The 24,365-nt window shown below is 65.5% G+C and carries 23 protein-coding genes; 12 read left to right on the forward strand and 11 right to left on the reverse strand.

Annotated features, from left to right (window positions below; genetic code table 11):
- The first annotated feature begins 313 nt into the window (after positions 1 to 313).
- Positions 314 to 1,978, forward strand: a complete 1,665-nt coding sequence (locus tag CIT37_RS07195) for an L-lactate permease (protein WP_028140090.1) — start codon at positions 314 to 316, stop codon at positions 1,976 to 1,978.
- A 159-nt stretch (positions 1,979 to 2,137) separates the two neighbouring features.
- Entirely contained in the window at positions 2,138 to 2,536 is a 399-nt protein-coding gene (locus CIT37_RS07200; protein WP_038971171.1) for an META domain-containing protein, read from the forward strand.
- A gap of 154 nt (positions 2,537 to 2,690) precedes the next feature.
- Here CIT37_RS07200 and CIT37_RS07205 read toward each other — a convergent pair whose 3' ends face one another.
- The 3 genes from CIT37_RS07205 to CIT37_RS07215 form a co-directional block, all read right to left on the reverse strand.
- Entirely contained in the window at positions 2,691 to 3,899 is a 1,209-nt protein-coding gene (locus CIT37_RS07205) for a hypothetical protein (RefSeq protein ID WP_095424787.1), read from the reverse strand.
- A 199-nt stretch (positions 3,900 to 4,098) separates the two neighbouring features.
- Positions 4,099 to 5,730 (reverse strand): chaperonin GroEL, encoded by a 1,632-nt coding sequence (gene groL, locus CIT37_RS07210; RefSeq protein WP_038974643.1) that lies wholly within the window; start codon positions 5,728 to 5,730, stop codon positions 4,099 to 4,101.
- A 147-nt stretch (positions 5,731 to 5,877) separates the two neighbouring features.
- Positions 5,878 to 6,174, reverse strand: coding sequence for a co-chaperone GroES (locus CIT37_RS07215; RefSeq protein ID WP_018321905.1), 297 nt, complete (start codon positions 6,172 to 6,174; stop codon positions 5,878 to 5,880).
- 317 nt (positions 6,175 to 6,491) lie between these two features.
- Here CIT37_RS07215 and CIT37_RS07220 point away from each other — a divergent pair, with 317 nt between their 5' ends.
- Positions 6,492 to 7,013 (forward strand): hypothetical protein, encoded by a 522-nt coding sequence (locus CIT37_RS07220; protein WP_028140096.1) that lies wholly within the window; start codon positions 6,492 to 6,494, stop codon positions 7,011 to 7,013.
- Positions 7,014 to 7,220: 207 nt separating this feature from the next.
- On the opposite strand, the gene CIT37_RS07225 is transcribed toward CIT37_RS07220, so the two are convergent.
- Complete coding sequence (locus CIT37_RS07225; RefSeq protein WP_028140097.1) at positions 7,221 to 8,006, reverse strand: protein phosphatase CheZ; 786 nt, start codon at positions 8,004 to 8,006, stop codon at positions 7,221 to 7,223.
- A 315-nt stretch (positions 8,007 to 8,321) separates the two neighbouring features.
- On the opposite strand from CIT37_RS07225, the gene CIT37_RS07230 reads away from it, so the two are divergent.
- Positions 8,322 to 9,134 (forward strand): L,D-transpeptidase, encoded by an 813-nt coding sequence (locus CIT37_RS07230; RefSeq protein ID WP_028140098.1) that lies wholly within the window; start codon positions 8,322 to 8,324, stop codon positions 9,132 to 9,134.
- A 734-nt stretch (positions 9,135 to 9,868) separates the two neighbouring features.
- Here the strand turns inward: CIT37_RS07230 and CIT37_RS07235 are convergent.
- From CIT37_RS07235 to CIT37_RS07260, 6 genes are all read right to left on the reverse strand, one after another.
- On the reverse strand, positions 9,869 to 10,699 hold the full coding sequence (locus CIT37_RS07235; protein ID WP_095424788.1) for a DUF2076 domain-containing protein: 831 nt from the start codon (positions 10,697 to 10,699) through the stop codon (positions 9,869 to 9,871).
- Positions 10,700 to 10,824: 125 nt separating this feature from the next.
- A complete protein-coding gene (locus CIT37_RS07240; RefSeq protein ID WP_028140100.1) occupies positions 10,825 to 11,670 on the reverse strand; it encodes a ChbG/HpnK family deacetylase in 846 nt (281 codons plus the stop codon).
- Positions 11,667 to 12,719, reverse strand: a complete 1,053-nt coding sequence (locus CIT37_RS07245; protein WP_028140101.1) for a glycosyltransferase family 2 protein — start codon at positions 12,717 to 12,719, stop codon at positions 11,667 to 11,669. The genes CIT37_RS07240 and CIT37_RS07245 overlap by 4 nt, the downstream gene beginning before the upstream one ends.
- A 98-nt stretch (positions 12,720 to 12,817) precedes the next feature.
- Positions 12,818 to 13,795 carry an ATP phosphoribosyltransferase gene (gene hisG / locus CIT37_RS07250; protein ID WP_028140102.1) on the reverse strand — a complete coding sequence of 326 codons (978 nt, stop codon included), beginning with the start codon at positions 13,793 to 13,795 and terminating at the stop codon, positions 12,818 to 12,820.
- Between the two features lie 3 nt (positions 13,796 to 13,798).
- Positions 13,799 to 14,950 (reverse strand): ATP phosphoribosyltransferase regulatory subunit, encoded by a 1,152-nt coding sequence (locus CIT37_RS07255; RefSeq protein WP_038971163.1) that lies wholly within the window; start codon positions 14,948 to 14,950, stop codon positions 13,799 to 13,801.
- A 132-nt stretch (positions 14,951 to 15,082) separates the two neighbouring features.
- Positions 15,083 to 15,835, reverse strand: coding sequence for a 16S rRNA (uracil(1498)-N(3))-methyltransferase (locus tag CIT37_RS07260; protein ID WP_038971162.1), 753 nt, complete (start codon positions 15,833 to 15,835; stop codon positions 15,083 to 15,085).
- Between the two features lie 210 nt (positions 15,836 to 16,045).
- Here CIT37_RS07260 and CIT37_RS07265 point away from each other — a divergent pair, with 210 nt between their 5' ends.
- Positions 16,046 to 16,708: a hypothetical protein gene (locus tag CIT37_RS07265; RefSeq protein WP_028140105.1), complete on the forward strand. Its 663-nt coding sequence runs from the start codon at positions 16,046 to 16,048 to the stop codon at positions 16,706 to 16,708.
- Positions 16,709 to 16,848: 140 nt separating this feature from the next.
- Entirely contained in the window at positions 16,849 to 17,805 is a 957-nt protein-coding gene (gene ubiA, locus CIT37_RS07270; RefSeq protein ID WP_038971161.1) for a 4-hydroxybenzoate octaprenyltransferase, read from the forward strand.
- 113 nt (positions 17,806 to 17,918) lie between these two features.
- On the opposite strand, the gene CIT37_RS07275 is transcribed toward ubiA, so the two are convergent.
- Positions 17,919 to 18,437 carry a DUF6101 family protein gene (locus CIT37_RS07275; RefSeq protein ID WP_038947504.1) on the reverse strand — a complete coding sequence of 173 codons (519 nt, stop codon included), beginning with the start codon at positions 18,435 to 18,437 and terminating at the stop codon, positions 17,919 to 17,921.
- A 265-nt stretch (positions 18,438 to 18,702) separates the two neighbouring features.
- On the opposite strand from CIT37_RS07275, the gene CIT37_RS07280 reads away from it, so the two are divergent.
- The 6 genes from CIT37_RS07280 (at position 18,703) to lpxK (ending at position 24,266) form a co-directional block, all read left to right on the forward strand.
- Positions 18,703 to 20,121, forward strand: a complete 1,419-nt coding sequence (locus CIT37_RS07280) for a TldD/PmbA family protein (RefSeq protein WP_161966344.1) — start codon at positions 18,703 to 18,705, stop codon at positions 20,119 to 20,121.
- The gene (locus tag CIT37_RS07285; protein ID WP_095424790.1) at positions 20,108 to 20,926 is read left to right on the forward strand and encodes a 3'(2'),5'-bisphosphate nucleotidase CysQ; all 819 of its coding nucleotides are present in this window, start codon (positions 20,108 to 20,110) and stop codon (positions 20,924 to 20,926) included. The genes CIT37_RS07280 and CIT37_RS07285 overlap by 14 nt, the downstream gene beginning before the upstream one ends.
- A gap of 63 nt (positions 20,927 to 20,989) precedes the next feature.
- Positions 20,990 to 21,232, forward strand: a complete 243-nt coding sequence (locus tag CIT37_RS07290) for a DUF4170 domain-containing protein (protein WP_028134338.1) — start codon at positions 20,990 to 20,992, stop codon at positions 21,230 to 21,232.
- A complete protein-coding gene (locus CIT37_RS07295) occupies positions 21,229 to 21,948 on the forward strand; it encodes a lysophospholipid acyltransferase family protein (RefSeq protein ID WP_028140110.1) in 720 nt (239 codons plus the stop codon). The genes CIT37_RS07290 and CIT37_RS07295 overlap by 4 nt, the downstream gene beginning before the upstream one ends.
- Positions 21,911 to 23,257, forward strand: a complete 1,347-nt coding sequence (locus tag CIT37_RS07300) for a 3-deoxy-D-manno-octulosonic acid transferase (RefSeq protein ID WP_095424791.1) — start codon at positions 21,911 to 21,913, stop codon at positions 23,255 to 23,257. The genes CIT37_RS07295 and CIT37_RS07300 overlap by 38 nt, the downstream gene beginning before the upstream one ends.
- Positions 23,250 to 24,266 (forward strand): tetraacyldisaccharide 4'-kinase, encoded by a 1,017-nt coding sequence (lpxK, locus tag CIT37_RS07305; RefSeq protein ID WP_095424792.1) that lies wholly within the window; start codon positions 23,250 to 23,252, stop codon positions 24,264 to 24,266. The genes CIT37_RS07300 and lpxK overlap by 8 nt, the downstream gene beginning before the upstream one ends.
- The last annotated feature ends 99 nt before the right edge of the window (positions 24,267 to 24,365 follow it).

A 24,365-nucleotide genomic window follows, 5' to 3' on the forward strand; every position in this document is an offset into this window, starting at 1 on the left:
AGCAGAATCTCCTAGGGGGATGTGCACAACGGCCCGGAGCCAGAGGCTTGAGGCAATGGCGGAAATGGGCGCGCTTAGACTAAAGTCGCAAGTGCTGCAATTTGCGTTGGCTTGTCGCAGCTTGCAACCCTAGCATGGGGCTCGACGGCGCGGGGTGGGGTGCTCTGGGATTTCGCGAGTTTGTGAGCGGGACGGGAACCGCCGCATTCGCGAGGAATTCGCGTCCAGCTCGGGGGTTATCGCTTCCAGCGTCAAGCAGGATCGGCTCTCCACGCGGGCCGTCTGCCGCAAACATGCGTGGGGGAGGAAGACCATGTGGAATCAAGTCTATGATCCGCTGCACAGTCCGGTGCTGTCGACGATTGCGGCGGCGGTGCCCGTCGTCACGCTGCTGGTCCTGATCGCGAGCGGCCGCGTCCAGGCGCATATCGCGGCGGTCATCGCCGTGATCGTGGCCAATTTGATCACGATCTTCGTCTTCACCATGCCGGCGAACATGTCGATCCGTGCCTCGGTGCTGGGCATCGTGACCGGCTTTTTCCCGATCGGCTGGATCGTGCTCAATGTCATCTTCCTCTACCAGGTGACGGTGAGCACGGGACGCTTCGAATTGCTCAAGCGCGCCATCGGCGGCGTCACCGAGGACCGGCGGCTGCAATTGCTGCTGATCGCCTTCTCTTTCGGCGCGTTCTTCGAGGGCGCCTCGGGCTTCGGCACGCCGGTCGCCATCACCGGCGCCGTGCTGATCGGCCTCGGCTTCTCGCCGCTCGCGGCGTCCGGCCTGTCGCTGATCGCCAACACCGCGCCGGTCGCCTATGGCGCGCTGGGCACGCCGATCCAGGGCCTTGCCTCGGTCACCGGGCTCGATCCCTACATCCTCGGCGCGATGGTCGGCCGGCAATTGCCGGTCTTCTCGCTGATCGTGCCGTTCTGGGTGGTGTGGGCGTTCGCGGGCTGGAAGGGCATGAAGGATGTCTGGCCGGCAATCCTGGTCACCGGCGTGTCGTTCGCGATTCCGCAATTCGTGATCTCGAACTTCATCAACCCCTGGATCGTCGACATCGGCGCGTCGCTGATCTCGATGGGCGCGCTGATCCTGTTCCTCAAAGTCTGGCAGCCCAGGCAGCTCTGGCTGTCGCCGGCGCTGCGCGGCCGCGATGAATCGGCAGCCACCATGGCGGCGGCCAAACCGCTCGACAAGACGCCGCTGACGCAGAGCGAACTGTTCGGCGCGCTGCTGCCGTGGATCATCGTCTGCATCGTGATGCTGATCTGGGGTAACGGGGCGTTCAAGGCCTGGGCGAATTCGATCTTCGTCTGGAACTATCCCGTGCCCGAGCTGCACCAGATGATCAACAAGATGCCGCCGGTCGCGCCAGGGCCGACGAAAGAGAGCGCCGTGTTCGGCTTCACCTACCTGTCCTTCACCGGCACGGGCATGCTGATCGCGGCGATCATCTCCGGTGTCCTGATGGGCGTTGGTCCCGGCAAGCTCGTGACCGAGTACGGCCGTACCATCCGGCTCTGTGCGATCTCGCTGATTACGATCTCGGCGATGCTGGCGATCGGCACCTTGACGCGGCTCTCCGGCGTCGACGCGACGCTCGGCCTCGCCTTCGCCGCAACCGGCGTGCTCTATCCCTTCTTCGGCACGCTGCTCGGCTGGTTGGGCGTGGCGCTGACGGGATCGGACACCGCCTCCAACGTGCTGTTCGGCAACCTGCAGAAGATCACCTCCGAGCAGCTCGGCCTGTCGCCGGTCCTGATGGCCGCGGCGAACTCGTCCGGCGGCGTGATGGGCAAGATGATCGACGCGCAGTCGATCGTGGTCGCCTCCACTGCCACCAACTGGTACGGGCACGAGGGCACGATCCTGCGCTTCGTGTTCTGGCACTCGATCGTGCTGGCCTGTCTCGTCGGCGTGCTCGTGACGTTGCAGGCCTATGTCTGGCCGTTCACGGCAATGGTCCTGAAGTAGCAGGCCAACTCCGGCTCGAACGCAAATCCCCGCGAGGTTCCGCCCCGCGGGGATTTTTGCGCCCAATCAAATCTCATCGCGCTCCAGGTTGAGCGAACCTTCTCATTGGCGCCGCCGTCTTATAGAAGGTGCGGCAAATCAGGTCGGACGAGAGGTCTCATGGTTTCGCTCAAGCGATTGGTGTGTGCTGCGGTTGCAATGCTCGCGATGTCCATTGTCGCGCGTGCCGAGGACGGTTTCCCGTTCGGCACCGAGATGACGCTGGAAGCGCTGCCGCAAGCAGGCTCGAAGCGAATTCCGAACATCGAGATCGGCGACCATGGCGAGGTCGTGCTCGAGCTCTGGTGCAAGGGCGGCAAGGGCCAGTTCTCGGTCGCCGGCAACACCGTGATCTTCGTCCCCGGTCAGATCCAGGATCGCTCCTGCCCGCCGGCAAGGGCGCAGGCCGACGACGATCTGGTCGCAGCACTGAGCAGCGTCGAGACCTGGAAGCGTCAGGGCGACGTGCTGACGCTGATCGGCCCCAAGCCGCTGCGTTTCAGGACGACGGGGAATTAGCTCCGCTCTCGTGTCCCGGACAAGGCGCGTCGCGCAAGCGATGCGCCGCAGAGCCGGGACCCAGATTTTCTATCGGCAAATTCGTGTGTGGCCTCTGGGCCCCGGCTCTGCTGCGCATCACTGACGTGCTGCGCAGCGTCCGGGGCACGAAAGCCTACTTCCACACCGACTTGTCGGCATCCCAGCGCTGGCCCTTGAGCTCCTTGGCAAGCGCCTCGACCGAACCGTTGTCGTCGGGCTGCTCGCCTTCCTCGTCGACCGACGTGTCGTCGGAGAGATTGAGCTTGGCGCCGCTGCTCTCGTCGGCGGTCGTCGTCGCGGGGCTGCCGATCCACAGCATGAGCTTGTCGGTCGCGCCCGGCTTGTCGGGCGAGACGAGCCCTGCGACCTCGATCGTGTCGGTGAGATCGAGCGCGGGGAAATCCGGGTTCGGCCGCTTGAAGACCAGCTTGAGCTTGCCCGTGGCGGGGTTGAAGCTTTGCGAGACCGGCTTTGCCGCGAGCGTCCGGCTCAAAACGTTCGAGACGGCGGCCGCGAGCTTGTCCTTGCTGATCTTGTCGCCCTCGCGCCAGTCGGCTGCGGCGAAGCGGATGGTGCGGTCCATCTCGGTCATGCCCGCGGTCCAGCCCGCGGAGGTGACGCCCGGCGTCGCCTTGAATTTCGCCAGCAGCGCGCCGGCGCGCTCGGGATCGACCGACATGTTGATGGTCTGCTCGCCTGCGCGCAGCGCATCGCAGCCGACCGTGAGGCTCGCCAGCGTCACCTCGACCGCCTGGCCCTTCAGGCTCTTCAGGAAGTCGGTTGCAGCGTCGAGCTTGACCTTGACCGCGATCGCCTCCGGCGAGACGTCGGTGAAATCCTTCGGCTGCGGCGTGATGCCGTCGTCGGAGGTCTGGTTGTCCTGAAATTCCTTCTCGCTGAGATCGGAATTGTCGGGCGAGGTCACCTCGGTCACGACCTGGCCAATGCTGATCTGGCCGCGGAATTCGAAGGTGTCGCCGCTCTGCTTGCGCAGCAGCTTGACGCTGACGGGCGCCTTCTCGCTGATGCTCTGCGCGGTGCCGGTCAGGGTCTGGCCCGCGACCTGGAGATTGACGACGAAGCGGTCCTTGCGGTCGGAATTCTTTGCGACGGGATAGCAGACGTCGAGCACGGCCGCCGTCACCGTCTTGCCCTGGCGCGTCTCCTTCAGGATCACGTCGGCATTGCCGTCCATCAGCCCGTCGATCGAGGTGAAATAGCGTGTCTCGGGGCCACCGGGCGTCGTGGCCTTCGGCGACAGCTTCATCTGGGCGGATGCGGAATGCGGAGAAGCTGCAAGCAGAGCCAAAAGGGCTGTCGAACAAACCAGAAGCGCACGCATCGATGAAATCCTCGCGCAACGGGCATGATCCGGAAAGTGTGAAGCGGTTTTCCGAGAGGATCATGCCCAAACAATTCGAATCGGCGCGTCACCGTAGTGGGTTTTGGCCGTCGGTTGAATCGGAAAGCGGAGGGGCAGGGTCGGCAAAAAAGAAGGCCGCCCGGAGGCGGCCTTCGCAACATTGTAACGGAACGGAGGCTTAGAAGCCGCCCATGCCGCCGCCGCCGGGCATCGCGGGCGAGGCTTCCTTCTTCGGCGTTTCGGCGACCATGGCCTCGGTGGTGACCAGCAGGCCGGCCACGGAGGAGGCGTCCTGGAGCGCGGTGCGCACCACCTTGGCGGGATCGATGATGCCTTTCTCGATCATGTCGACATAGTCCTCGGTCTGGGCGTCGAAGCCGAAGGTCTCGGACTTGTTCTCCAGGATCTTGCCGACCACGATCGAGCCTTCCACGCCGGCGTTTTCCGAGATCTGGCGGATCGGAGCCTCGAGCGCCTTCAGCACGATGTTGATGCCGGCCTGGACGTCGGCATTGGCGTTGGTGAGACGGCCGACCGCCTTCTTGGCGCGCAGCAGCGTGACGCCGCCGCCGGGGACGATGCCTTCCTGCACCGCGGCGCGGGTGGCGTTGAGAGCGTCCTCGACGCGGTCCTTCTTCTCCTTGACCTCGATCTCGGTGGCACCGCCGACGCGGATCACGGCGACGCCGCCGGCCAGCTTGGCGAGACGCTCCTGGAGCTTCTCACGGTCGTAGTCCGAGGTGGTCTCCTCGATCTGGGCCTTGATCTGGCCGACACGGGCCTCGATGTCCGGCTTCTTGCCGGCGCCCTTGACGATCGTGGTGTTCTCCTTGTCGATCACGACCTTGCCGGCGCGGCCCAGCATCTTCACCGTGACGTTCTCGAGCTTCATGCCGAGGTCTTCGGAAATGAGCTGGCCACCGGTGAGGATGGCGAGGTCCTCGAGCATGGCCTTGCGGCGATCGCCGAAGCCCGGCGCCTTGACGGCGGCGACCTTGAGGCCGCCGCGGAGGCGGTTGACGACCAGGGTGGCCAGCGCCTCGCCCTCGACGTCTTCGGCGATGATGACGAGCGGCTTGCCCGACTGCACCACGGCTTCCAGCACCGGAAGCATGGCCTGCAGGCCCGAAAGCTTCTTCTCGTGCAGGAGGATGTAGGCATCCTCGAGCTCGGCGGTCATCTTCTCGGGGTTGGTGACGAAGTAGGGGCTGAGATAGCCGCGGTCGAACTTCATGCCCTCGACGATGTCGACTTCGGTGTCGAGCGACTTGTTCTCTTCGACGGTGATGACGCCTTCGTTGCCGACCTTCTGCATCGCCTGGGCGATCATCTTGCCGATGGCGGCATCGCCGTTGGCCGAGATGGTGCCGACCTGGGCGACCTCGGAGGAGGCGGCGACGGGCTTGGCCCGCTTCTCGATGTCCTTGATGACGGAAGCGACCGCGATGTCGATGCCGCGCTTGAGGTCCATGGGGTTCATGCCGGCGGCAACCGCCTTGGCGCCTTCGCGCACGATGGCCTGGGCCAGCACGGTGGCGGTGGTGGTGCCGTCGCCGGCGAGGTCGTTGGTCTTGGAGGCGACCTCACGCACCATCTGGGCGCCCATGTTCTCGAACTTGTCCTCGAGCTCGATCTCCTTGGCGACGGTGACGCCGTCCTTGGTGATGCGGGGTGCGCCGAAGCTCTTCTCGATGACGACGTTGCGGCCCTTCGGGCCGAGCGTCACCTTGACGGCGTTGGCGAGAACGTCGACGCCGCGCAGCATGCGATCGCGCGCGTCTCCGGAAAACTTGACGTCTTTGGCAGCCATTTTAGCAATCCCTCGTGTTTGGTGATGTGTCTGCCGCACGCCCGTCGCATCAATTCCGGGATTCGTGGACCGAACCCGGCGGAATGATGGATGCCCGGACCGCCTGGATCCGGGCATGACATTCAGCGGCTGTTCAGGCGGATGGCCTTAGGCCAGTACGCCCATGATGTCCGACTCCTTCATGATCAGGAGCTCTTCGTTGTCGATCTTGACCTCGGTGCCCGACCATTTGCCGAACAGCACGCGGTCGCCGACCTTGAGGTCGATCGGGGTCAGCTTGCCGGTCTCGTCACGGCCGCCGGGGCCGACGGCGACGACCTCTCCCTGGGAGGGCTTTTCCTTGGCGCTGTCCGGAATGATGATGCCGCCCTTGGTCTTTTCCTCGGCGTCGATACGTTTGACCACGACACGGTCATGCAGCGGACGAAATTTGGATTTAGCCATGACGTTTCCCTTTGGAGGCTCGCTTCGGAAGTAGTGGAAGTGGGTGGGGCGGCGCTTCCGTCCATCCCCCTATCCCGAGGATCGAACGGCGTGCTTAGCAATCGGGCTTTCCGAGTGCTAATAGTGGGCCCGGAAATATGGCTTGGCCGCGATCCTGTCAAGCAAAGGTGGTTAAGCGATTGGTGAGGCGGATATAGGATGGTGGCACTGGAAACTTGTTCGGGGCGCCGACGTATTAAAGGACGTCATTGCTCCGGCAGCGGTTTTGCGCTTGGCTGCAGGAGGGGTGCGGCCATGGTCTTGTTCGGGGGAATGCCATGATCAGTTCAGCTCACGCGCGCACGGTTGCCAATCTGGCCGCCGCCTCTTGTCTGGCGCTGCTGCTGGGCGCCTGCGGCGGCGGCATGAGCCTGCCGTCCTTCTCGTCGTCCTCGCCGCCGCCCGAAGCCGAGCCGGGCGTCGCGCCCGAAATGCCTGCGACCATTCGCGGCGACGAGATCGTCGGCCGCTGGGGCCTCGCCTCGTTCCAGAACCCGGCCGACCGCGCCCGCACCGAGGCCGCCGCCCGGGCCCAGTGCAAGAACCCTTATGTGATCACCGCCGGCTCCTCCGGCGGCGTGATCATGCATCTGGCCGACCAGGCAACGCCCCAGGAGCTGCGGCTGAAGGGCTCGCCGAGCGGCAAGAACTACATCGGACCGGCGGGTCCGACTCCCGGCGAGCAGGACCGCGAAATCATCTCCTTCGACGGCCGCGTCCTGATCACCCGCTTCATCGACAAGGACGCCGCCACCCGCTACGGCAACATGGTCTACGTCCGCTGCGCGCCGCGGGCGTGATGTTCGTCTTCCGTCATTCCGGGGCGCGCGAAGCGCGAACTATGGTGCGCACTCGCGCACCTGAGAATCTCGATGTGGTGAGCTTCCTGCCTTAAATCTCCGGATTCCGGGTCCGGCTCTGTCGAGCCGCCCCGGAATGACGGGCTGGGCCAAAATCAAAAACGCCGGCTCTCGCCGGCGTTTTGTTTTTCGCTATGCCGCGTCCGCTCAGTCGAACAGCGCGTCGATGTCGTCCTGCGAGGCGTGGCCGACGTCGCCGGCGAGCTTGGGGCCGTTGAGAAGCTTGTCGTCCTCGCTGCGATTGTCGACCTGCGGCACGACGTGGGACTTGATCGCGTCGACGCCGCCCCAGATCTCCATCATCGCATTGATGTGCTGTTCGATGAACTTCATCGTGCCCATCACCTTGCTGATGCGCTGGCCGGTCAGGTCCTGGAAGTTGCAGGCCTCGAAGATCGAGATGACGCGTTCCTGGATGTCGTCGGCGAGCCGCTTCTGCTGGTCGATCGAGTCCACCTTGGACATTGCGCTGGCGGCCTGGTCGATCGACTCCGCGGCCTCGAGGATCTGCTGGGTCGCCTGCTCGGTGCCGCCGACCACCGCGCCGAGCTCGCCATTGACCTTGGCCATTTCGCCGCCGTCAAAGCTCTTGCCGTGCAGTGTCGCGATTTCGCGCTTGGTGCGGTCGATGGCGTCATGGATGAGGTCGAGCTCGACCTTCAGCTTTTCGCACTGCTCGATCTGGGCCCGATAGGTCTCGAGCATGGTCCGAGCCTCGGAGAGCTCGTGGGCGGTGGAGGCGTCGATCGCCGCCATGGCTGCGCTGCCGGACAAGGGCAAGGGCGCGGTGCCTTTCGCCATCTGTGCACGGATCGCACGTAGCTCGGCCATGATCTCGCTATGCATCGGGATTGCCTCTTCAGTTACGTCCAAAATCGGCATCTCGCCACCAGCGATATCCTCGACGCGAAAACGTTTGCGGTGAACAGCCATCTGGATACTCCCCCCACCTCACTCACGCGTCTTTGTAGGCAGAAGCGATTTAACACGAAGTTCACGGCAGGAACTGTTGTGCGGCTGCGCGCGACGGCGCGCAAAGAAGCGATTAACCATGGGCGCGCGGCGTTCATCGAAAATAAACGCTGATCGCCAAATTGCCCCGCTGCTGACGACGTGGTGAATCCAAACGCCGCTTCTGTTTACCAAACAAAACGGCTTTTGCTTTTTATTGACCACGTCGGGGGCGCGGACCAGCCATCAGCTCTCCACGGCGCATGTGATCTAGACGAAACAGTACAGAGTACGTCGATGTTCAAGAAAATGTCTGTCGCGCTGCTCGGCAGCGCTTGCACCTTCATTGCCGGCGCAAACAGTGCCAGCGCCTTCGACAATTCGGTGCCGAACGATCCGCCCGCGGTGCTCTACCAGCCGCAGGTGCCGCCGGCGCCGGTGCGCGTCGCCTCCAATGCGAACATGGGCGGCGGCTTCATCGAGTTCCTGTTCGGCGACGGTCCCGGCCGCGGTCCGGCCTACGCGCCGCAGCAGCCGGTCTATCAACAGCAGCCCGGCTATTACGACCAGCGCCGCCTGCCGCCGATGGGCGAGCCGCAGATGCAGGGTGGATATCAGCAAGGCGCGGTTCAGCAGGAGACGGCCGACCCGCGGCAGCGTCAGTTCGATCCAAGGTTCGAGAAGCAATCTGTTGACTATAGCGGCAAGGAAAGTCCCGGCACCATCGTGGTCGATACCCCGAACAAATTCCTCTATCTCGTCGAGGGCAACGGCAGGGCGATGCGCTACGGCATTGGCGTCGGGCGTCCCGGCTTCACCTGGTCCGGCGTGAAGGCGATCACAGCCAAGCGCGAATGGCCGGACTGGACGCCGCCGGCCGAAATGATCGCGCGCCGTCCCGATTTGCCCCGGCACATGGAAGGCGGTCCGGAGAACCCGCTCGGCGCCCGCGCGATGTATCTGGGCTCGACGCTGTACCGCATCCACGGCTCCAACGAGCCCTGGACCATCGGCACCAACGTCTCCTCCGGCTGCATCCGCATGCGCAACGAAGACGTCATCGACCTCTACGGCCGCGTCAATGTCGGCACCAAGGTCGTGGTGATGTAGCCCAGCGCGCGCTGCGAGCCGTCAACTCCGCGTGTCGCGCCGGCTCGCGACGCGCGGCATCGAAGGCGTTGCGCGCCGCCGGCGTACGTCCTCCGGCCGAGGTCTAAAGCGCGATGCGATCAGGATGAATCGTCATCGCGCTTAAAGCATGATCTTTTCGGAAAACCGCTGCGCACTTTTCCGGATCATGCTTTAGGCTGGCCGACGATGCCGCCTCGAACCGAGACGAGGGGCAACAGAGCAGCGACGACGAGTTGATGAATGGGAAAGAGATGCGCGAACGGAGCGTTTCAACCGCCGCGCCGACAGCTCTGCCTTCTTGAGGCGCTCGTGCAGTCCCTCCAACTCCGACAACTCGGTGATGAGATGAGTTGTCACGTTGGTCAGGGTTGCGATGCGCTGCTGAAGTGGACTCATTTTTAAAACCCCGACTATAACCAAGAGAGGCAACCACATTGGTGTGTGGCATGAGCAACGTGTTCTTCCAGTTGAACACCCATGTCCGAATTTGGAAATCCGGGAGTCTACGGTCGCACGCGTCAGACGGCGATTTGATTTGTCATGGTGAATTCAGGCGCGTCGGGTAACGTTCAGCTCAGTCCAATGGAGCTGCGCATTAGTCATATTATATCGAGCGTCCTCTCTCCTTGCCGTGGCACAAAAGACGCTCGAGCCCATGCTCTAAAGAAAACGGCCGCCGAGAGGCGGCCGTCCGCATCTTTCGGACGAATTGCTCACGCGTAATCGCTGCCGCCATCGTCGTCGCCGCCGAAATCGCTGTCGTCGGCTACGTCCATATTGCCGTCGTCGTTGTTGTCGCCGTAGTTCTGGTCGTTGTCGTTACGATCGTTGTTCGCCTGGTCGGAGAAGCTCTGGCGGGACTCCCGGTTGGAGCCGATGTCGTTGAGGCCGGCATCGCGCGCGAGCGAGCCGCCGGACTGGTCGCTGCCGCCCCAAGGACTTCCACCGGCGCTGCGGTCGCCGAGGGCGTTGGTGTCGCCAAAGGCCTGCTGATGCGATCCGCCCATCATGCCGCGGATGCTCGAGAGCAGCAGCGAGCCGCCGACGACGCCGGCGGCAGCTGCCGCTGCGGTGCCGAGGAACGAGCCGCCGCCACCGCCCATCGGCGGTGCGCCATAACCCTGGCCCTGGCCCGGGCCCTGACCTGGACCTTGGCCGTAAGGCGGCTGACCGTAGCCCGGCTGCGTCTGCTGCATCGCTCCGCCGCTGTTCCAGACCGGCCGCGTGTCACGCGGCGGCACGTTCGGAACCGAGCCGCGCGAGGGGCCTCCGCCGAACAAGGTATCGCGCATGGTGTCGAGGAAGCCGCCGGACTGCGCCTGCTCGGGCGCATGGGCCGCTTCCAGCTCCTGGATGCGGTTATGGGCACGCTTCAGCGCTTCGTCCTGCAGCAGCGTGGTCTGCACCAGCGCATAGATCGCGCCGGGTGCCTTGCGCAGTCCGTCCGAGATCGCGGCGATCGCGTCGGGATCGCGCGGTGCGTTTTCCAGTTTCGAAAGCCGGTCGAAAAGGTCGTCGACGAGCTGGCGTTCCTGCGGCGTCATGATCAGTCTCCCTCGCGCAAAACAAGCGCGAAGCAGATGTAGGGTTCCATTGTGGCCCCAACAGTGCCGGCCGGATTAAATTTCGGTATGCGACAAGCTGCCCCGCGGCTTGCTGTCCGCCGGTGTCATCCCAGCGTGGCGCCGCTGTCCGCCAGCAGACGCGCGAAGGCGTCGCCCGCCAGATAGGCGTGCTCGCGTTCGCGGACATCCGTCATCGGATCGAGGCCGGCGAGGACATCGTCGACGAAGCCGGGGTGGCACATCACGAGGCCGCCATCTGGCAAGCCTTCCAGGAATTGCCGCATCAGCTCGCCAAAATCGGCCGCCCGCGTGAAGTCATAGGCGCCGGCAAAGCCCGGGTTGAAGCTGAGCCCCGCGCTGCCGGCACGGCGGCGGAATTGCGCGCTGAGGACGTCGAGCACGATGGCCTTGGGTGAGGCCAGCCGCTGCTTGAGCGGCAGGTCGCGGCCGCCCTGGCGCACCCAGGCGTTCGGCGCGCCTTCGCGGACCGCATCGACAAAGCCGTCGCGCACCTGCGGATAGAGCTGCACATGCTGATGGCCGTCGACGAAGTCAGGCGCGCGCCCGAACGCTTCGGCGAAGGCGGCGAGCTGCGCCTTCACCTCGTTGCGGAAGAATTCGCGGTCGAGCCGCCGCAAAATGCCCGCGCGCAGCAGCTTCGGAAACGGCATGAACATGTCGCCGTCGAGCGGGCGGAAATGCATGGTGAGGGGACGGAACGGCGCCGACAGCGTCACGTGCAATCCGATCGCGCAGCGCGGGCTCGTCTTCGCCGAGGCCTGAAGCGCCTCGACCTCGCTGCGCGCGATTGCGGGCCCCACCATCATCACCGAGGTGGCGTTGAGGCGGCCGCGTTCGATCAGGTCGCGGATGGCGCGGTTGACGCCCGGGCTGATGCCGTAATCGTCGGCACAGAGCCAGATCCGCCGCAGACCGGCGGCCGCGCTCATTCGGCCGCCGTCCTCTTCGCGGCGTCGCTCGAAGCGTCCTGCGCCGCTTCGAAGTGCTTTTCACTATGCTCGGCGACGAAGTAGATCGGGCGCGCCTTCAACTCGGAGAGGATCTTGCCGATATATTCGCCGACGATGCCGATCATGATGAGCTGCACGCCGCCGATCGTCATCAGGCCGATCACGAGCGAGGGATAGCCGGGCACCTGCTTGCCGGTCGTGAACACCTCCCAGAGGATCGAAAGGCCGAACAGGAAGGCGCCCCCGGCGAGAATGACGCCGAGCAGGCTGGCGAAGCGCAGGGGGGCCACCGAAAACGAGGTCAGGCCCTCGATCGACAGGCCGAGCAGGCTCGCGGCGTTGAAGGTGGTGACGCCATGGGCGCGGGCGGAAGGCTCGTAGTCGACCCGGATCTGGCGGAAGCCGATCCAGCTGGCGAGGCCCTTGAAGAACCGGTTGCGCTCGGGCAGCTGCCTGAGCGCTGTGACCGCGCGCGGCGACAGCAGGCGGAAGTCGCCGGCGTCCTCGGGAATCTTCTGCCGTGCCCCCCAATTGATCAGCGCGTAGAAGCCGTGCACGGCGACCCGGCGCAGGAAGGTCTCGTTGTCGCGATGCGCCTTGGCGGTGTAGACGACGTCATAGCCGTCATCGATCCAGTGCCGCACCAGCTGTTCGATCAGGGCCGGCGGATGCTGGCCGTCGCCGTCCATGAACATGACGGCGCCGAGCCGGGCATGGTCGAGGCCGGCCATCAGCGCCGCTTCCTTGCCGAAATTGCGCGACAGCGACACCACCTGGACGTCGATCGCGTCGGCCGGCAGCGCGCGGGCGATCGCCAGCGTCGCATCCTTGCTGCCGTCGTCGACATAGACGACCTCGCAAGCCAGCCGATAGCGCTCCCGCAAGGTTTTTGCCAGATCGCAGATGCGCTGGTGCAGGGCGGCGAGGCCCGCCGCCTCGTTGTAGACGGGGACGACGATCGACAGTCCCTTCGCCGCGGCGGTGCCTGCGGTCGTCGTCATGCCGGAAACGTCAGAGCCCAGCGTCATCGATCAAGTTCCAGAAGCGTTCAAAGTCATCTTAACAGCATATGGTAGCTGCCGTTTGCTGTCGCAAAGCTGAACGGAAAAGCCGAACGGCCTGAGGCTCACTGCCGCAGGAACGCCTCCAGCTTGGCGAACAGCGGGTTCTCCCGGTCGAACACGTAGTCGAGCGAAACCACCGAGACGGTCTCGGCGCCATGCTCGCGCAGGAAGCTTGCCAGCGCATAGAGCTGTCCCGGCGGGCAGTGCAACGTCAACATGCCCGACGAGGTCGGCCCGCCGAACGGGGCTTCGACGCCGAACCGGCCATGGGCTTCGCCGAGCAGCGCCGCGTCGCATTGCCGGAAGCGGGTGCGGACCTCGCGATACTTGTTGGCTCGCGCCCTTGCTGCGATGTGATCGAGGATGACGCGCGCGGTCTCCCGCGCCTGCGGCGTCCAGTCGGCCTCTTTCGAGGCGACCAGATTGGCCTGGCTGCGCAGGATCACGCCGTCGTCGAGCACCCGCAAGCCGTTGGCGGCGAGCGTCGCGCCCGTCGTGGTGATGTCGACGATCAGCTCGGCGCTGCCGGCCGCCGGCGCGCCTTCGGTCGCGCCGCTACTTTCAACGATGCGGTAATCGGTGATGCCGTGGCTCTGGAAGAAGGTGCGGGTGAGGTTGATGAACTTGGTCGCGACCCGCATCCGCATGTGATGCTGCTCGCGGAAGCCGGTGGTGACGTCGTCGAGGTCGGCCATGGTGCGAACGTCGATCCAGGCCTGCGGCACCGCGACGACGACGTCGGCGTAGCCGAAGCCGAGCCCGTCGATCAGCGACACGCGCTTGTCGGCGTCCGCGATGTTCTCGCGCACCAGGTCTTCCCCGGTGACGCCGAGATGCGCGAGGCCGCGCGACAGTTGCGAGGCGATCTCGCTCGCCGAGAGATAGGCGACCTCGACATTGTCGAGGCCTGCAAGCGTGCCGCGATAGTCGCGGGCGCCGCCGGCCTTCGACAGCTTGAGGCCGGCACGGGCGAAGAAGGCCTCGGTGTTTTCCTGCAGGCGGCCCTTGGAGGGAACGGCCAGAACGAATGGCGCGCTCATGACTTAAGCTCCCACCTTGCGGCCGATCTTCGTCAGCGCGTCCACCCAGACCGAGAAGCCCACCGCGGGGATCGGTTCAGTCGATCCAAGCTGGGTCATCAGCCCGTCATAGCGGCCGCCGGCGACCAGCGGCTCGGCGCCGTTGCCCCGGTGATGCAGCTCGAATTCGAAGCCGGTGTAATAGTCGAGGCCGCGCCCGAACGCGGTCGAGAAGCGCGTCTGCTTCACGTCGATGCCGCGCGCCGCCATGAAGCCGACCCGGCTCTCGAACTGGTCGATCGCTGCCGTGAGGTCGAGCCTGGCGTCGGCAGTGAGCGCGCGCAGCTCGGCGATGGCATCGTCGGGATTGCCTGCAATCGTCAGGAAGCGCTTGAGCACGGCAATCGCCTCGCGCGGCAGCGCGCCGCCCTTCAGCGTCGATTGCTCGAGGAAGCGGTCGGCGATCTCGGCCGTGGTGCGTCCCCCGACATTGGTGGTGCCGGCGATCGACATCAGATCGGTGACGAAGGCGAGCGCCGCCTTGCGGTCGGAGCCGGCGAGGGCGGCGAGCACGCCCTCATATTCGCTGCGGGTGGCGGTGGTCGCGGCCGCCAGCCGTTCCAGATCCTTTTCCAGGCTGATCTTGCGGTTGAAATCCTTGACCAGGCGGCGGCGCCAGACCGGATAGAGGTCGAGCGCGTCGAGCAGCGCGTTGAACAGCGCCACGTCGCCGGTGCGGATCTCGACGTCGCGGACACCGAAGGCCGCGGTCGCTTCGAGCCCGAGCGCCAACGTCTCGGCGTCGGCCGCGGCGCGGTCCTGGCGGCCGAACGATTCGATGCCGGCCTGCAGGAATTCGCTGGCTTGACCGCTGCGGTAGCGAAACACCGGGCCGAGATAGCTGAACCCGGCCGGCTGGCCGGCACGACCGGAGGTCAGGTAATCGCGCGCCACCGGAATGGTCAGGTCCGGGCGCAGGCAGAGCTCCTCGCCCGTGAGGTCCGTGGTCAGGTACAGGCTCTTGCGGATGTCCTCGCCGGAGAGGTCCAGGAACGGCTCGGCCGGCTGCAGGATGGCGGGCTCGGCCCTGACGTAACCGGCCTGCGCGAACGACAACAGCAGCGTATCCGCCCAAGCGGCGGAGCCGGCAGCATTTGAGGTGGCAGTCGCGGTCATAACTGGGTCCATCGTCCCGGTGGAACCGGGCAGGGCAAGGGGAGGCAGGCGAATTGCGCAGCCCTTAGCATGGCCCGAAAGCGGTTTCGACCTCCAAAGGATCAATCGCTTAACAGGCGGGCAACGCCGGGATCAGCTGGCATTGCCCCAATCGCCCAGCACCGCCTGCACCAGCGCCAGGGCGGCTACGGCAGCGGTATCGGCCCGCATGATCCGCGGGCCGAGCGCCAGCCGGAGGATCCTGGGCTGCCGCAGCAGCAGGGCCCGCTCTTCCTCGGCAAAGCCGCCTTCGGGGCCGATCAGCACGTCGATCCCCTGTCCGGCCTCGCGGGCGTCTTGCAGGCTTTGCACCGGGTTTTGCACCTCCGCCGCCTCGTCGCAGAAGATCAGCAGGCGGCCCGCAGGGCGCTGACTGAGATACCGCTCCAGCGGCACCGGCTCGGCGACCATGGCGATGCTCAAAATGCCGCATTGCTCGGCCGCCTCGACGACATTGGCGCGCATCCGCTCGGTGTTGACCCGGGAGGCCTGGGTGAACCGGGTCAGGACCGGCTGCAGGGCGGCTGCGCCCATCTCGATGGCCTTCTGGACCATGTAATCCAGCCGGGCATGCTTGAGCGGGGCGAAAACGTAGGCGACGTCGGGCAGTCCGTCCTGGGGCCGGGTCTGCTGCAGGATCACGAGACCGTCCGGCCGCTTGCGACCCTCGATGGCGGCCTGCCACTCGCCGTCCCGGCCGTTGAAGGCCAGAACCTCGGCCCCGGCGGCAAGTCGCAGCACATTGCCGAGATAATTGCTCTGGTCGCGGTCGAGCGGGACCCTGGCGTCCTGGGCAAGAGGAGCGTCGACGAACAGGCGGGGAGCGCGAAAATCGTGGGAGGGCATCGTTCAGGGGTCCGATTTGGGGCCGTTCTTAACCGAAAGCAGCCATTCCGGGGGTAAATATTGCCGAAATGGTGCGTCCCCGCGCCGCGCTCTTGCCCTATTCAACGGGTTGTTAAGCGCCGGCGGGAATCGTAAAAACGCGAACACGCTGGTTGCGCTTCAATTGGGAAGACGCTGAACCCCGTAGCTCCTGCCGGAGAGATTCTCCTGATGATCCGTCATTTGATGGTTCCGATCACTGCCGCCATGGTCACCCTGAGCACCGCGGGCGCCTATGCGCAAAGCGCCTTCCCGGCGCCGCTGCCGAACCAGGCCGCCACCAGTTCCGCGTTTCCCCCGGTGAACGGCTCGGCGCCGACCGCTTCGGTCGGCACGGCACCGCAATCGTCCTTTCCCGTGAATGGCGCCGCGCCCGTCGGCGGCGCTGGCGCGTTCAGCGCGGCCCCGCCGACCCAGGGCGGCCCCGGCGAGGACTGCATGAAGGCTTTCATTCCTCTGCGCGAGGAAGCCGAGAAGCGCGGCAAGCTGATCAAGGCCGCGAGCGACCGTCATGCGCCGCCGGACGAAGCCTGCAAGCTGATCCGCAATTTCAGCCAGGCTGAGACCAAGATGATCAAGTACATCGAGTCCCACGCCGCCAAATGCGGAATCCCGGCGCAGATCGGCGCGCAGATGAAGGACGGTCACAAGAATACCGAGGCCATGGCGACGAAGGTCTGCAACGTCGCGCAGCAGATGCAGAACCAGCCGCGCGGTCCGGCCGGCCCGTCGCTGAGCGAGGTGCTCGGTTCAGGCTCGGCGCCTGAGGCCAATGCCGGCAAGAAGGGCGGCAGCACCTTCGACACGCTCAACGGCAACGTCCTGACCCGATGATACACGTGCCGCCGATTTGAAGTTCCTACGGTGCTTGCCGCGAGATCCTCATAGGAACTTCAAATCGACAAGCGGCACGTGAATTATAATTTCTTGCTAGTGCCCTTGTAGTTTTCGAAGTTCGTACCGGATACGCCGCGATGGAATACGAACTTCGAAAACTGGGCACTAGCACATCCGCCCGCGTTGCCGATTCCACCGGCAACTGGGTCGATACGCTGGCGCCGCCATGGGCGCGGCCTTATTTGCGATTGTCCCGCTTCGATCGTCCGATCGGCTCATGGCTGCTGTTGATGCCGTGCTGGTGGTCGGCGGCGCTCGCGAGCGGCATGGCGCATGACGTCCGCGGACTGCCGCTCACCATCGTGCTGTTCTTCATCGGCGCCTTCGTGATGCGCGGGGCGGGCTGCACCTGGAACGACATCACCGACCGCGACCTCGACGCCAGGGTCGAGCGCACCCGCTCGCGGCCGCTGCCCTCGGGCCAGGTGAGCACGAAGCAGGCGCTGGCTTGGATGGTCGTGCAGGCGCTGATCGGCCTTATCGTGCTGCTGCAGTTCAACCGCTTCGCGATTGCGACCGGCATCGCTTCGCTCCTGATCGTCGCGATCTACCCCTTCATGAAGCGCATCACCTGGTGGCCGCAGATCGTGCTCGGGCTTGCCTTCTCCTGGGGCGCCCTGATGGGATTTGCCGTCACCTTCGGCCGCATCGACGTCACCGCGATGGTGCTCTATGCCGGCGCGATTTCATGGGTGATCGGCTATGACACGATCTACGCGCATCAGGACGCCGACGACGACGCGCTGATCGGCATCAAGTCCACCGCGCGCCTGTTCGGCGCGCACACGCACCAGGCGCTGATCCTGTTCTACGGGCTCGCTGTGATGTTGATCGGCGTCGCGCTGGCCTCAGGCGATGCGCGCTGGCCGGCCTGGCTCGGGCTGATCGCCTTCGCCGTGCATCTGGCGTGGCAGATCATGCGGCTTAGGATCGATGATCCGGAGCTGTGCCTGCGCCTGTTCAAGTCGAACAAATATGCGGGAGCGCTGCTGTTTGCGGGGTTGCTGGTGGACGCGGTGATGCGGGCGGCGTAGCTGCCGTAGGGTGGGCAAAGGCGCCCTTGCGCCGTGCCCACGATCTCTCAATGATTGACAAATAAGGTGGGCACGCTTCGCTTTGCCCACCCTACGGCACCTGTGAATGCCGTCTAATTCCTCGCGATGATCTCGCGTTCTTCGCGATGAACCGACAGCTCGCGCGCCATCGCAACGCGGCGGCGCATCAGGAATTTCGGACGGCGGGCGCGGATCGCATTGGCGCGGCGGCGGCGGGCTGCGGGCTTGCGCGCACCTTCGTCGAGCTGCGGAAGCGCGAACAGCTCGCTCCAAATCGCCAAGGCCTCGACGAGCTCGTCGCCTTCCGCGCCGACGAGCAGCGGAACGGAGAGCGAGGGATCGCGATGCACCAGGACGATGGCCTGCGCTTCGTCATTGCCGCGCAGTGCGACGCCCGTGAAGTCGCTGACGCGGACGTTGATCGCCATCTGCATGCCGCGAACGGCACGGCGAAGCACGACGCGTTCGCGATGAAGCTCGATCTGCCTGACATGTCCGTCGGCGCGCGGATCGTGCGCATCGAAGCGGACCGGAAGGGAAAGGGGGTCGAGCCGCAGAGAGCGGCTCGACCCGGCGGGAGCGACCCCGCATGTTGCTGTTTGACGCCTCACGGCTTTTGTTCTCCCCGCCGGGATTATGTTCCCGGTCGATGCGAGGACCTTAGCGCGCGGCTTTCCGAAACCGCTTAAAAAGGCTGGTTAACCCACCGTCACTGCTGCTCATGATTGACAAGACCTTGGCGCGCATGATTGACGAGACGTTGCGCCAAAGGTGCGAATCTGAGCTTTTGGCGGGCTGAAAATGCTTGAAGTCCGCGCGATCAGGGCACATCTGTGGGTTCCGGTCCCGAACCCCCGCCCCAACAGGATTTCGTTCGTGAACTCTTCACCATCCGCAAGCTCGACGCTTTCGTCCAAGGATTCCGCCAAGGGGTCAAAGGCCAGCCGTGACCTGTTCGACCAGTCCGCCTTGTCGGATCTGGCGCAGCGGCTGGTGGAGGCGGCCAAGCGCGCCGGCGCGGATGCGGCCGACGCGGTCGCGGTGCGCGGCGTCTCGCAAGGCGTCGAGGTGCGCGACGGACGCGTCGAGGAATCCGAGCGCTCCGAGGGTGACGACGTCGGCTTGCGCGTGCTGGTCGGCCAGCGCCAGGCGGTGGTCTCGACCAACGACGTCAGCGGCGATGCCGTGACCAAGCTTGCCGAACGCGCGGTCGCGATGGCGCGCGTTGCGCCCGACGACAAATATGTCGGGCTCGCCGATCCCGCGCTGCTCGCGCGCGACTTTCCCGATCTCGATCTGCTCGATCCCGATGTGCCCGCCACCAGCGAGCTCGAGCGCCGCGCGCTCGCAGCCGAGGCTGCGGCCCTCGCCGTGAAGGGCGTCACCAAATCCGGCGGCGCCTCGGCGTCCGCGGGCATGGGCGGCATGGTGCTGGTCACCTCGACCGGCTTCCACGGCTCCTATTTGCGCTCCAGCCAGGGCATCTCGGCCACCGCCATCTCGGGCGAAGGCACCGGCATGGAGCGCGATTACGACTTCACCTCGGCGCCGCATGGCGCGGACCTGTTGTCGCCGGAGATCGTCGGCCGTTCCGCCGGCGAGCGCACCGTGGCGCGCTCCAATCCGCGCAAGGTCGAGACCTGCAAGGTGCCCGTCGTGTTCGATCCGCGCGTCGCCGGCTCCCTGGTCGGTCATGTCGTCGGCGCCATCAACGGCGCCTCGATCGCGCGCAAGACCAGCTTCCTCAAGGACAAGCTCGGCCAGCAGCTGTTTGCGAAGAACATCCGCATCATCGACGATCCCCTGCGCAAGCGCGGCCTGCGCTCGCAGACGTTCGACGCCGAAGGCGTTGCCGTGAAGAAGATCGCGCTGATTGACGAGGGCGTGCTGACGACCTGGCTGCTCGACTGCGCCACTGCGCGCGAGCTCGGCCTTGCCACCACCGGCCATGCCCACCGCGGCGTTTCTTCCTCGCCCTCGCCCGGGCCGTACAATCTGCATCTCGAGCCCGGCACGCCGAGCCCGGCCGAGCTGATCTCCGATATCAAGCAGGGCTTCTACGTCACCGATCTGATCGGCTCCGGCGTGAACGGCGTCACCGGCGATTACAGCCGCGGCGCTTCCGGCTTCTGGATCGAGAACGGCGAGATCACCTATCCCGTCAGCGAGGTGACGATCGCCGGCCATCTGTTCGAGATCTTCAAGTCGATGCAGCCCGCGAACAATCTCGAGTTCCGCTACGGCATCAATGCGCCGACGGTGCGCATCGAGGGATTGACGCTTGGCGGACGTTGAGGCGAACGCCCCGGGCGAAACCATCCTGACGCGCGATGCGGCGCTGCTGCAGGACACGGTGCGGGAAGCGGGCGCGCTGGCGCACTCGATGTTCCGCACCGAGCTGAAGAAGTGGACCAAGGGTGCGTCCTCGCCGGTCTCGGAAGCCGACATCGCCGTCAACGACCTGCTCGAAACGCGCTTGCGCAGTGCGACGCCGGATTATGGCTGGCTCTCGGAGGAGAGCGCCGACGATGCGGCCCGGCTGTCGCGGCGGCTGACCTGGATCGTCGATCCCATCGATGGCACGCGCAACTACCTCAACGGCCACGACGATTGGTGCGTCAGCGTCGCGCTGGTCGAGGATGCCGCGCCCGTGCTGGCCGCGGTGTTCGCGCCGACGACCGATGAGTTCTTCTTCGCCGCACGCGGCCAGGGCACCACGCTCAACGGCGCAGCCGTGCAGGCTTCGCCCGGATCGGCGCTCGACTTCTCCCGTGTCGCCGGCCCGAAACCCATGGTCGAGCGGCTCAACAGCTCCGGCCGCGAGATCAAGCTGCATCCGCGAATCGGTTCGCTCGCGCTACGCCTGTGCCGGGTCGCCCACGGCGCGCTGGATGCGGCTTTTGCGGGGGGCAACAGCCATGATTGGGACCTTGCGGCGGCCGATTTGATCGTGCAGGAAGCCGATGGTAGGATGAGCGACCTCTCCGGAGAACCCATCCTCTATAACCGCCGGGAAGTGGCGCACGGGGTGCTGGTGGCAGCGGGACGCGATCGTCATGCGGGCATTGTCGCGCATTTTCGAAACCGTCCCTTGGCCTAAAGCGCTTTTCGTCGTGCTCGTCGAACACTGCTTTTGCCGGGCAGCCCGCTAGGAACAGAACTCATGCCAGATAGTGCCCCGCAACAACTGCTTCACCTCGTCATCGGCGGGGAGCTCGTCGATCTCGAGCAGAACGTCTTCAAGAATCTCGACGACGTCGAGATCGTCGGCCTCTATCCGAATTATGCGACCGCGCATGCCGCCTGGCGGGCCAAGGCGCAGAGCACGGTCGACAACGCGCAGATGCGCTATTTCATCGTCCATCTCCACCGGTTGCTCGACCCGAATCAAGAACCGGCGCGTTGAAAAAACTGCTTCGCAATACGCTGCGAAGCAGCTTCGTTCAGCGTGCCGTCGGGGTCCTGGCGGCCGAATATCTGCGTCTGGTCTGGCGGACCAACAAATTCACGTTGGATCCGCCCGACGTCTATGCGCAGGTTGAGCCGCAGCTCCCTGCGATCTTCGCGTTCTGGCACGGCCAGCATTTCCTCACGCCCTTCATCAAGAACCAGAACAAGGCTTCCTATCGCGCCAAGGTCCTGATCTCGCGCCACCGCGACGGCGAGTTCAATGCGATCGCCGCCGAGCGGCTCGGCATCGGCACCATCCGCGGTTCCGGCGATCATGGCGGCGCCTTCCACCGCAAGGGCGGGGTCGGCGCCTTCAAGGAAATGGTGCGCACGCTCCAGACCGGTTGTAATGTCGCGCTGACCGCCGATGTCCCCAAGCGCTCGCGCGTGGCCGGGCTCGGCATCATCATGCTGGCACGGGAATCGGGGCGGCCGATCATGCCTTTCGCGATGGCGACCAGCCGCTTCGTCCGGCTCAAGAACTGGGACCGCACCACCATCAATTTGCCATTCGGGCGGGGCGCATTGGTCGGCATCAAGGAAATCCACGTTCCGCCGGACGCCGACGCCGCCATGATGGAAGCGCTGCGGCAGGAGCTGGAAGACACGTTGAACGAGGCGACCCGCCGCGCCTATGCGCAACTCGGCCGCCCGGGACCGGAAGATGCCTAAATCGCTGCCCATTGCGCTGCCGATCACGCTGCGGATGTACCGGCGCCTGGCCTCCGGCCTGGTGCCGCTTGCGCCGGCGCTGATCAAGCGGCGGCTGAAGCAGGGCAAGGAGGATCCCGCGCGCGTCGGCGAGCGGCGCGGCCTGTCCCGGGACGTGCGGCCGCATGGTCCGCTGGTCTGGATCCACGGCGCCAGTGTCGGCGAGGTGCTGGCCGCGGCGGGGCTGATCGAGCGCCTGCGCGATCTCAACTTACGCATCCTGCTCACCTCGGGCACCGTCACCTCGGCCGCCGTGGTCGCAAAGCGCTTTCCGCCCGACGTCATCCATCAATACGTGCCGTATGATTCGCCGCGCTATGTCGCGCGCTTCCTCGATCATTGGAAGCCGTCGCTGGCGCTGTTCATCGAATCCGATCTGTGGCCGAACCTGATCCTGGCGGGCGCGACGCGCCGGGTGCCGATGGTGCTGATCAACGGGCGGATGTCGCCGCGCTCCTTCCCGCGCTGGCGGCGCATGCAGGGCACCATCTCGGCGCTGTTGTCGCGTTTCGACATCTGCCTTGCGCAGTCGAAGACCGATGCCGAGCGCTTCTCCACGCTCGGCGGCCGCGACGTCGTCACCACGGGCAACCTCAAGCTCGACGTGCCGGCGCCGCCGGCCGATCCCGCCAAGCTCGAACGGCTGATGGCGATGACGCGCGGGCGCCCCATCATCGTCGCGGCCTCGACCCACCCGGGCGAGGACGAGATGCTGGTCGCCGCGCATCGCAGCCTCTCCGGCTTCTTCCCGCAGCTCCTCACCGTGATCGTGCCGCGGCATCCCGATCGCGGCTCCTCGATCGCCGGCCTGATCACGGCCTCAGGCCTGAAGCCGGCATTGCGCTCGCGCGAGGAGCTGCCGACCGCGACCACCGATATCTATGTCGCCGACACCATGGGCGAGCTCGGCCTGTTCTACCGGCTGTCGCCGATCGTGTTCATGGGCGGATCGCTGATCCGTCATGGCGGGCAGAACCCGATCGAGGCGATCAAGCTCGGGGCCGCGATCGTGCATGGCCCACACGTCTTCAACTTCGCCGATGTCTATGAGGCGCTCGACGGCAGCGGCGGTGCGCGCCAGGCCGACACGCAGGAGGCGCTGGTCAAGCAGCTCGGCCAGCTGCTGGCCGATCCCACCTTGCGCGACAAGATGCAGCGCGCAGGCAGCGGCGTGGTCGAGGAGCTCGGCGGCGCGCTCGATCGCACCATGATCGCACTCGAGCCGTATCTGCTGCAGCTGCGGATCGAGATGGGAGCCGCCAATGCGTGAGCCGGCCTTCTGGTACCGGCCACGTTCCCTCCAGTCGTACGCGTTATGGCCGCTCGGAGCGCTCTACGGCGCGATCACCGAACGACGCATGCTGCGCAAAGGCGTGGATGCCGGCATCCCCGTGATCTGCGTCGGCAATTATCACGTCGGCGGCGCCGGCAAGACGCCGACCGTGCTGGCGCTGACGAAGCTTTTGCGCGAGCTCGGCGAGACGCCGGTGGTGCTCAGTCGCGGCTATGGCGGACGGCTGAAGGGCCCGGTCATGGTCGACCGCGCGCGCCACACCGCTTCCGACGTCGGCGACGAGCCCTTGATGATGGCGCGCGACGTCCCGGTCGCTGTCGCGCGGGACCGCCTCGAGGGTGTCGCGCTCGCCAAATCGCAAGGCGCCACCGTCATCCTGATGGACGATGGCTTTCAGAACCCGCGCCTGGTCAAGGACACCTCGCTGATCGTGATCGATAGCGAACGTGGCCTCGGCAACGGCAAGGTATTTCCCGCCGGCCCGCTGCGCGCGCCGCTGAAGGCGCAGCTTGCGCGCACCGACGCGCTGGTGTTGATCGGCGACGGCCGCGCCGCCAACGATGTCGCGACCGAGCTTGCCAAGCGCGACAAGCCGGAGCTGCGTGCGCGCCTGAGGCCAGACGCCGGGTCGGTCGCAAGACTTTTGGGCAAGCCGGTGTTCGCATTCGCGGGCATTGGCGATCCCGAACGATTTTTCCGCAGCTTGCGCGCCTGCGGCATCGAGGTCGCGCGCACGCGCGCCTTCGCCGATCACCACATGTTTTCAAACGACGAGATCGCAGCTCTCGCAGCGGAGGCGCAGCGCGAGCAGCACACACTGGTGACGACGGAAAAGGATCTCGCGCGCCTCCGCGGCCGTGAAGGCGTGCCTGACAGCATCGTGCCGTTCGCCGTGCAGCTCGAATTCGATGATCCGGCAGCGCTCCGGCAATTGATCAGCGATCATCTCTACAAGGCGCGCGAGCGGCGGTTCAGCAGGCGATGATCTCGTTGGGTGGGCAAGCTAGTCCGCCGTAGCCAAAGAGCAAAGGATGGAAGAACAATTCATCCATCGCCATGCGGTATTCGATAACTGATCGGGCGA

The sequence above is a fragment of the Bradyrhizobium ottawaense genome, from assembly GCF_002278135.3.
Lineage (GTDB): Bacteria > Pseudomonadota > Alphaproteobacteria > Rhizobiales > Xanthobacteraceae > Bradyrhizobium > Bradyrhizobium ottawaense.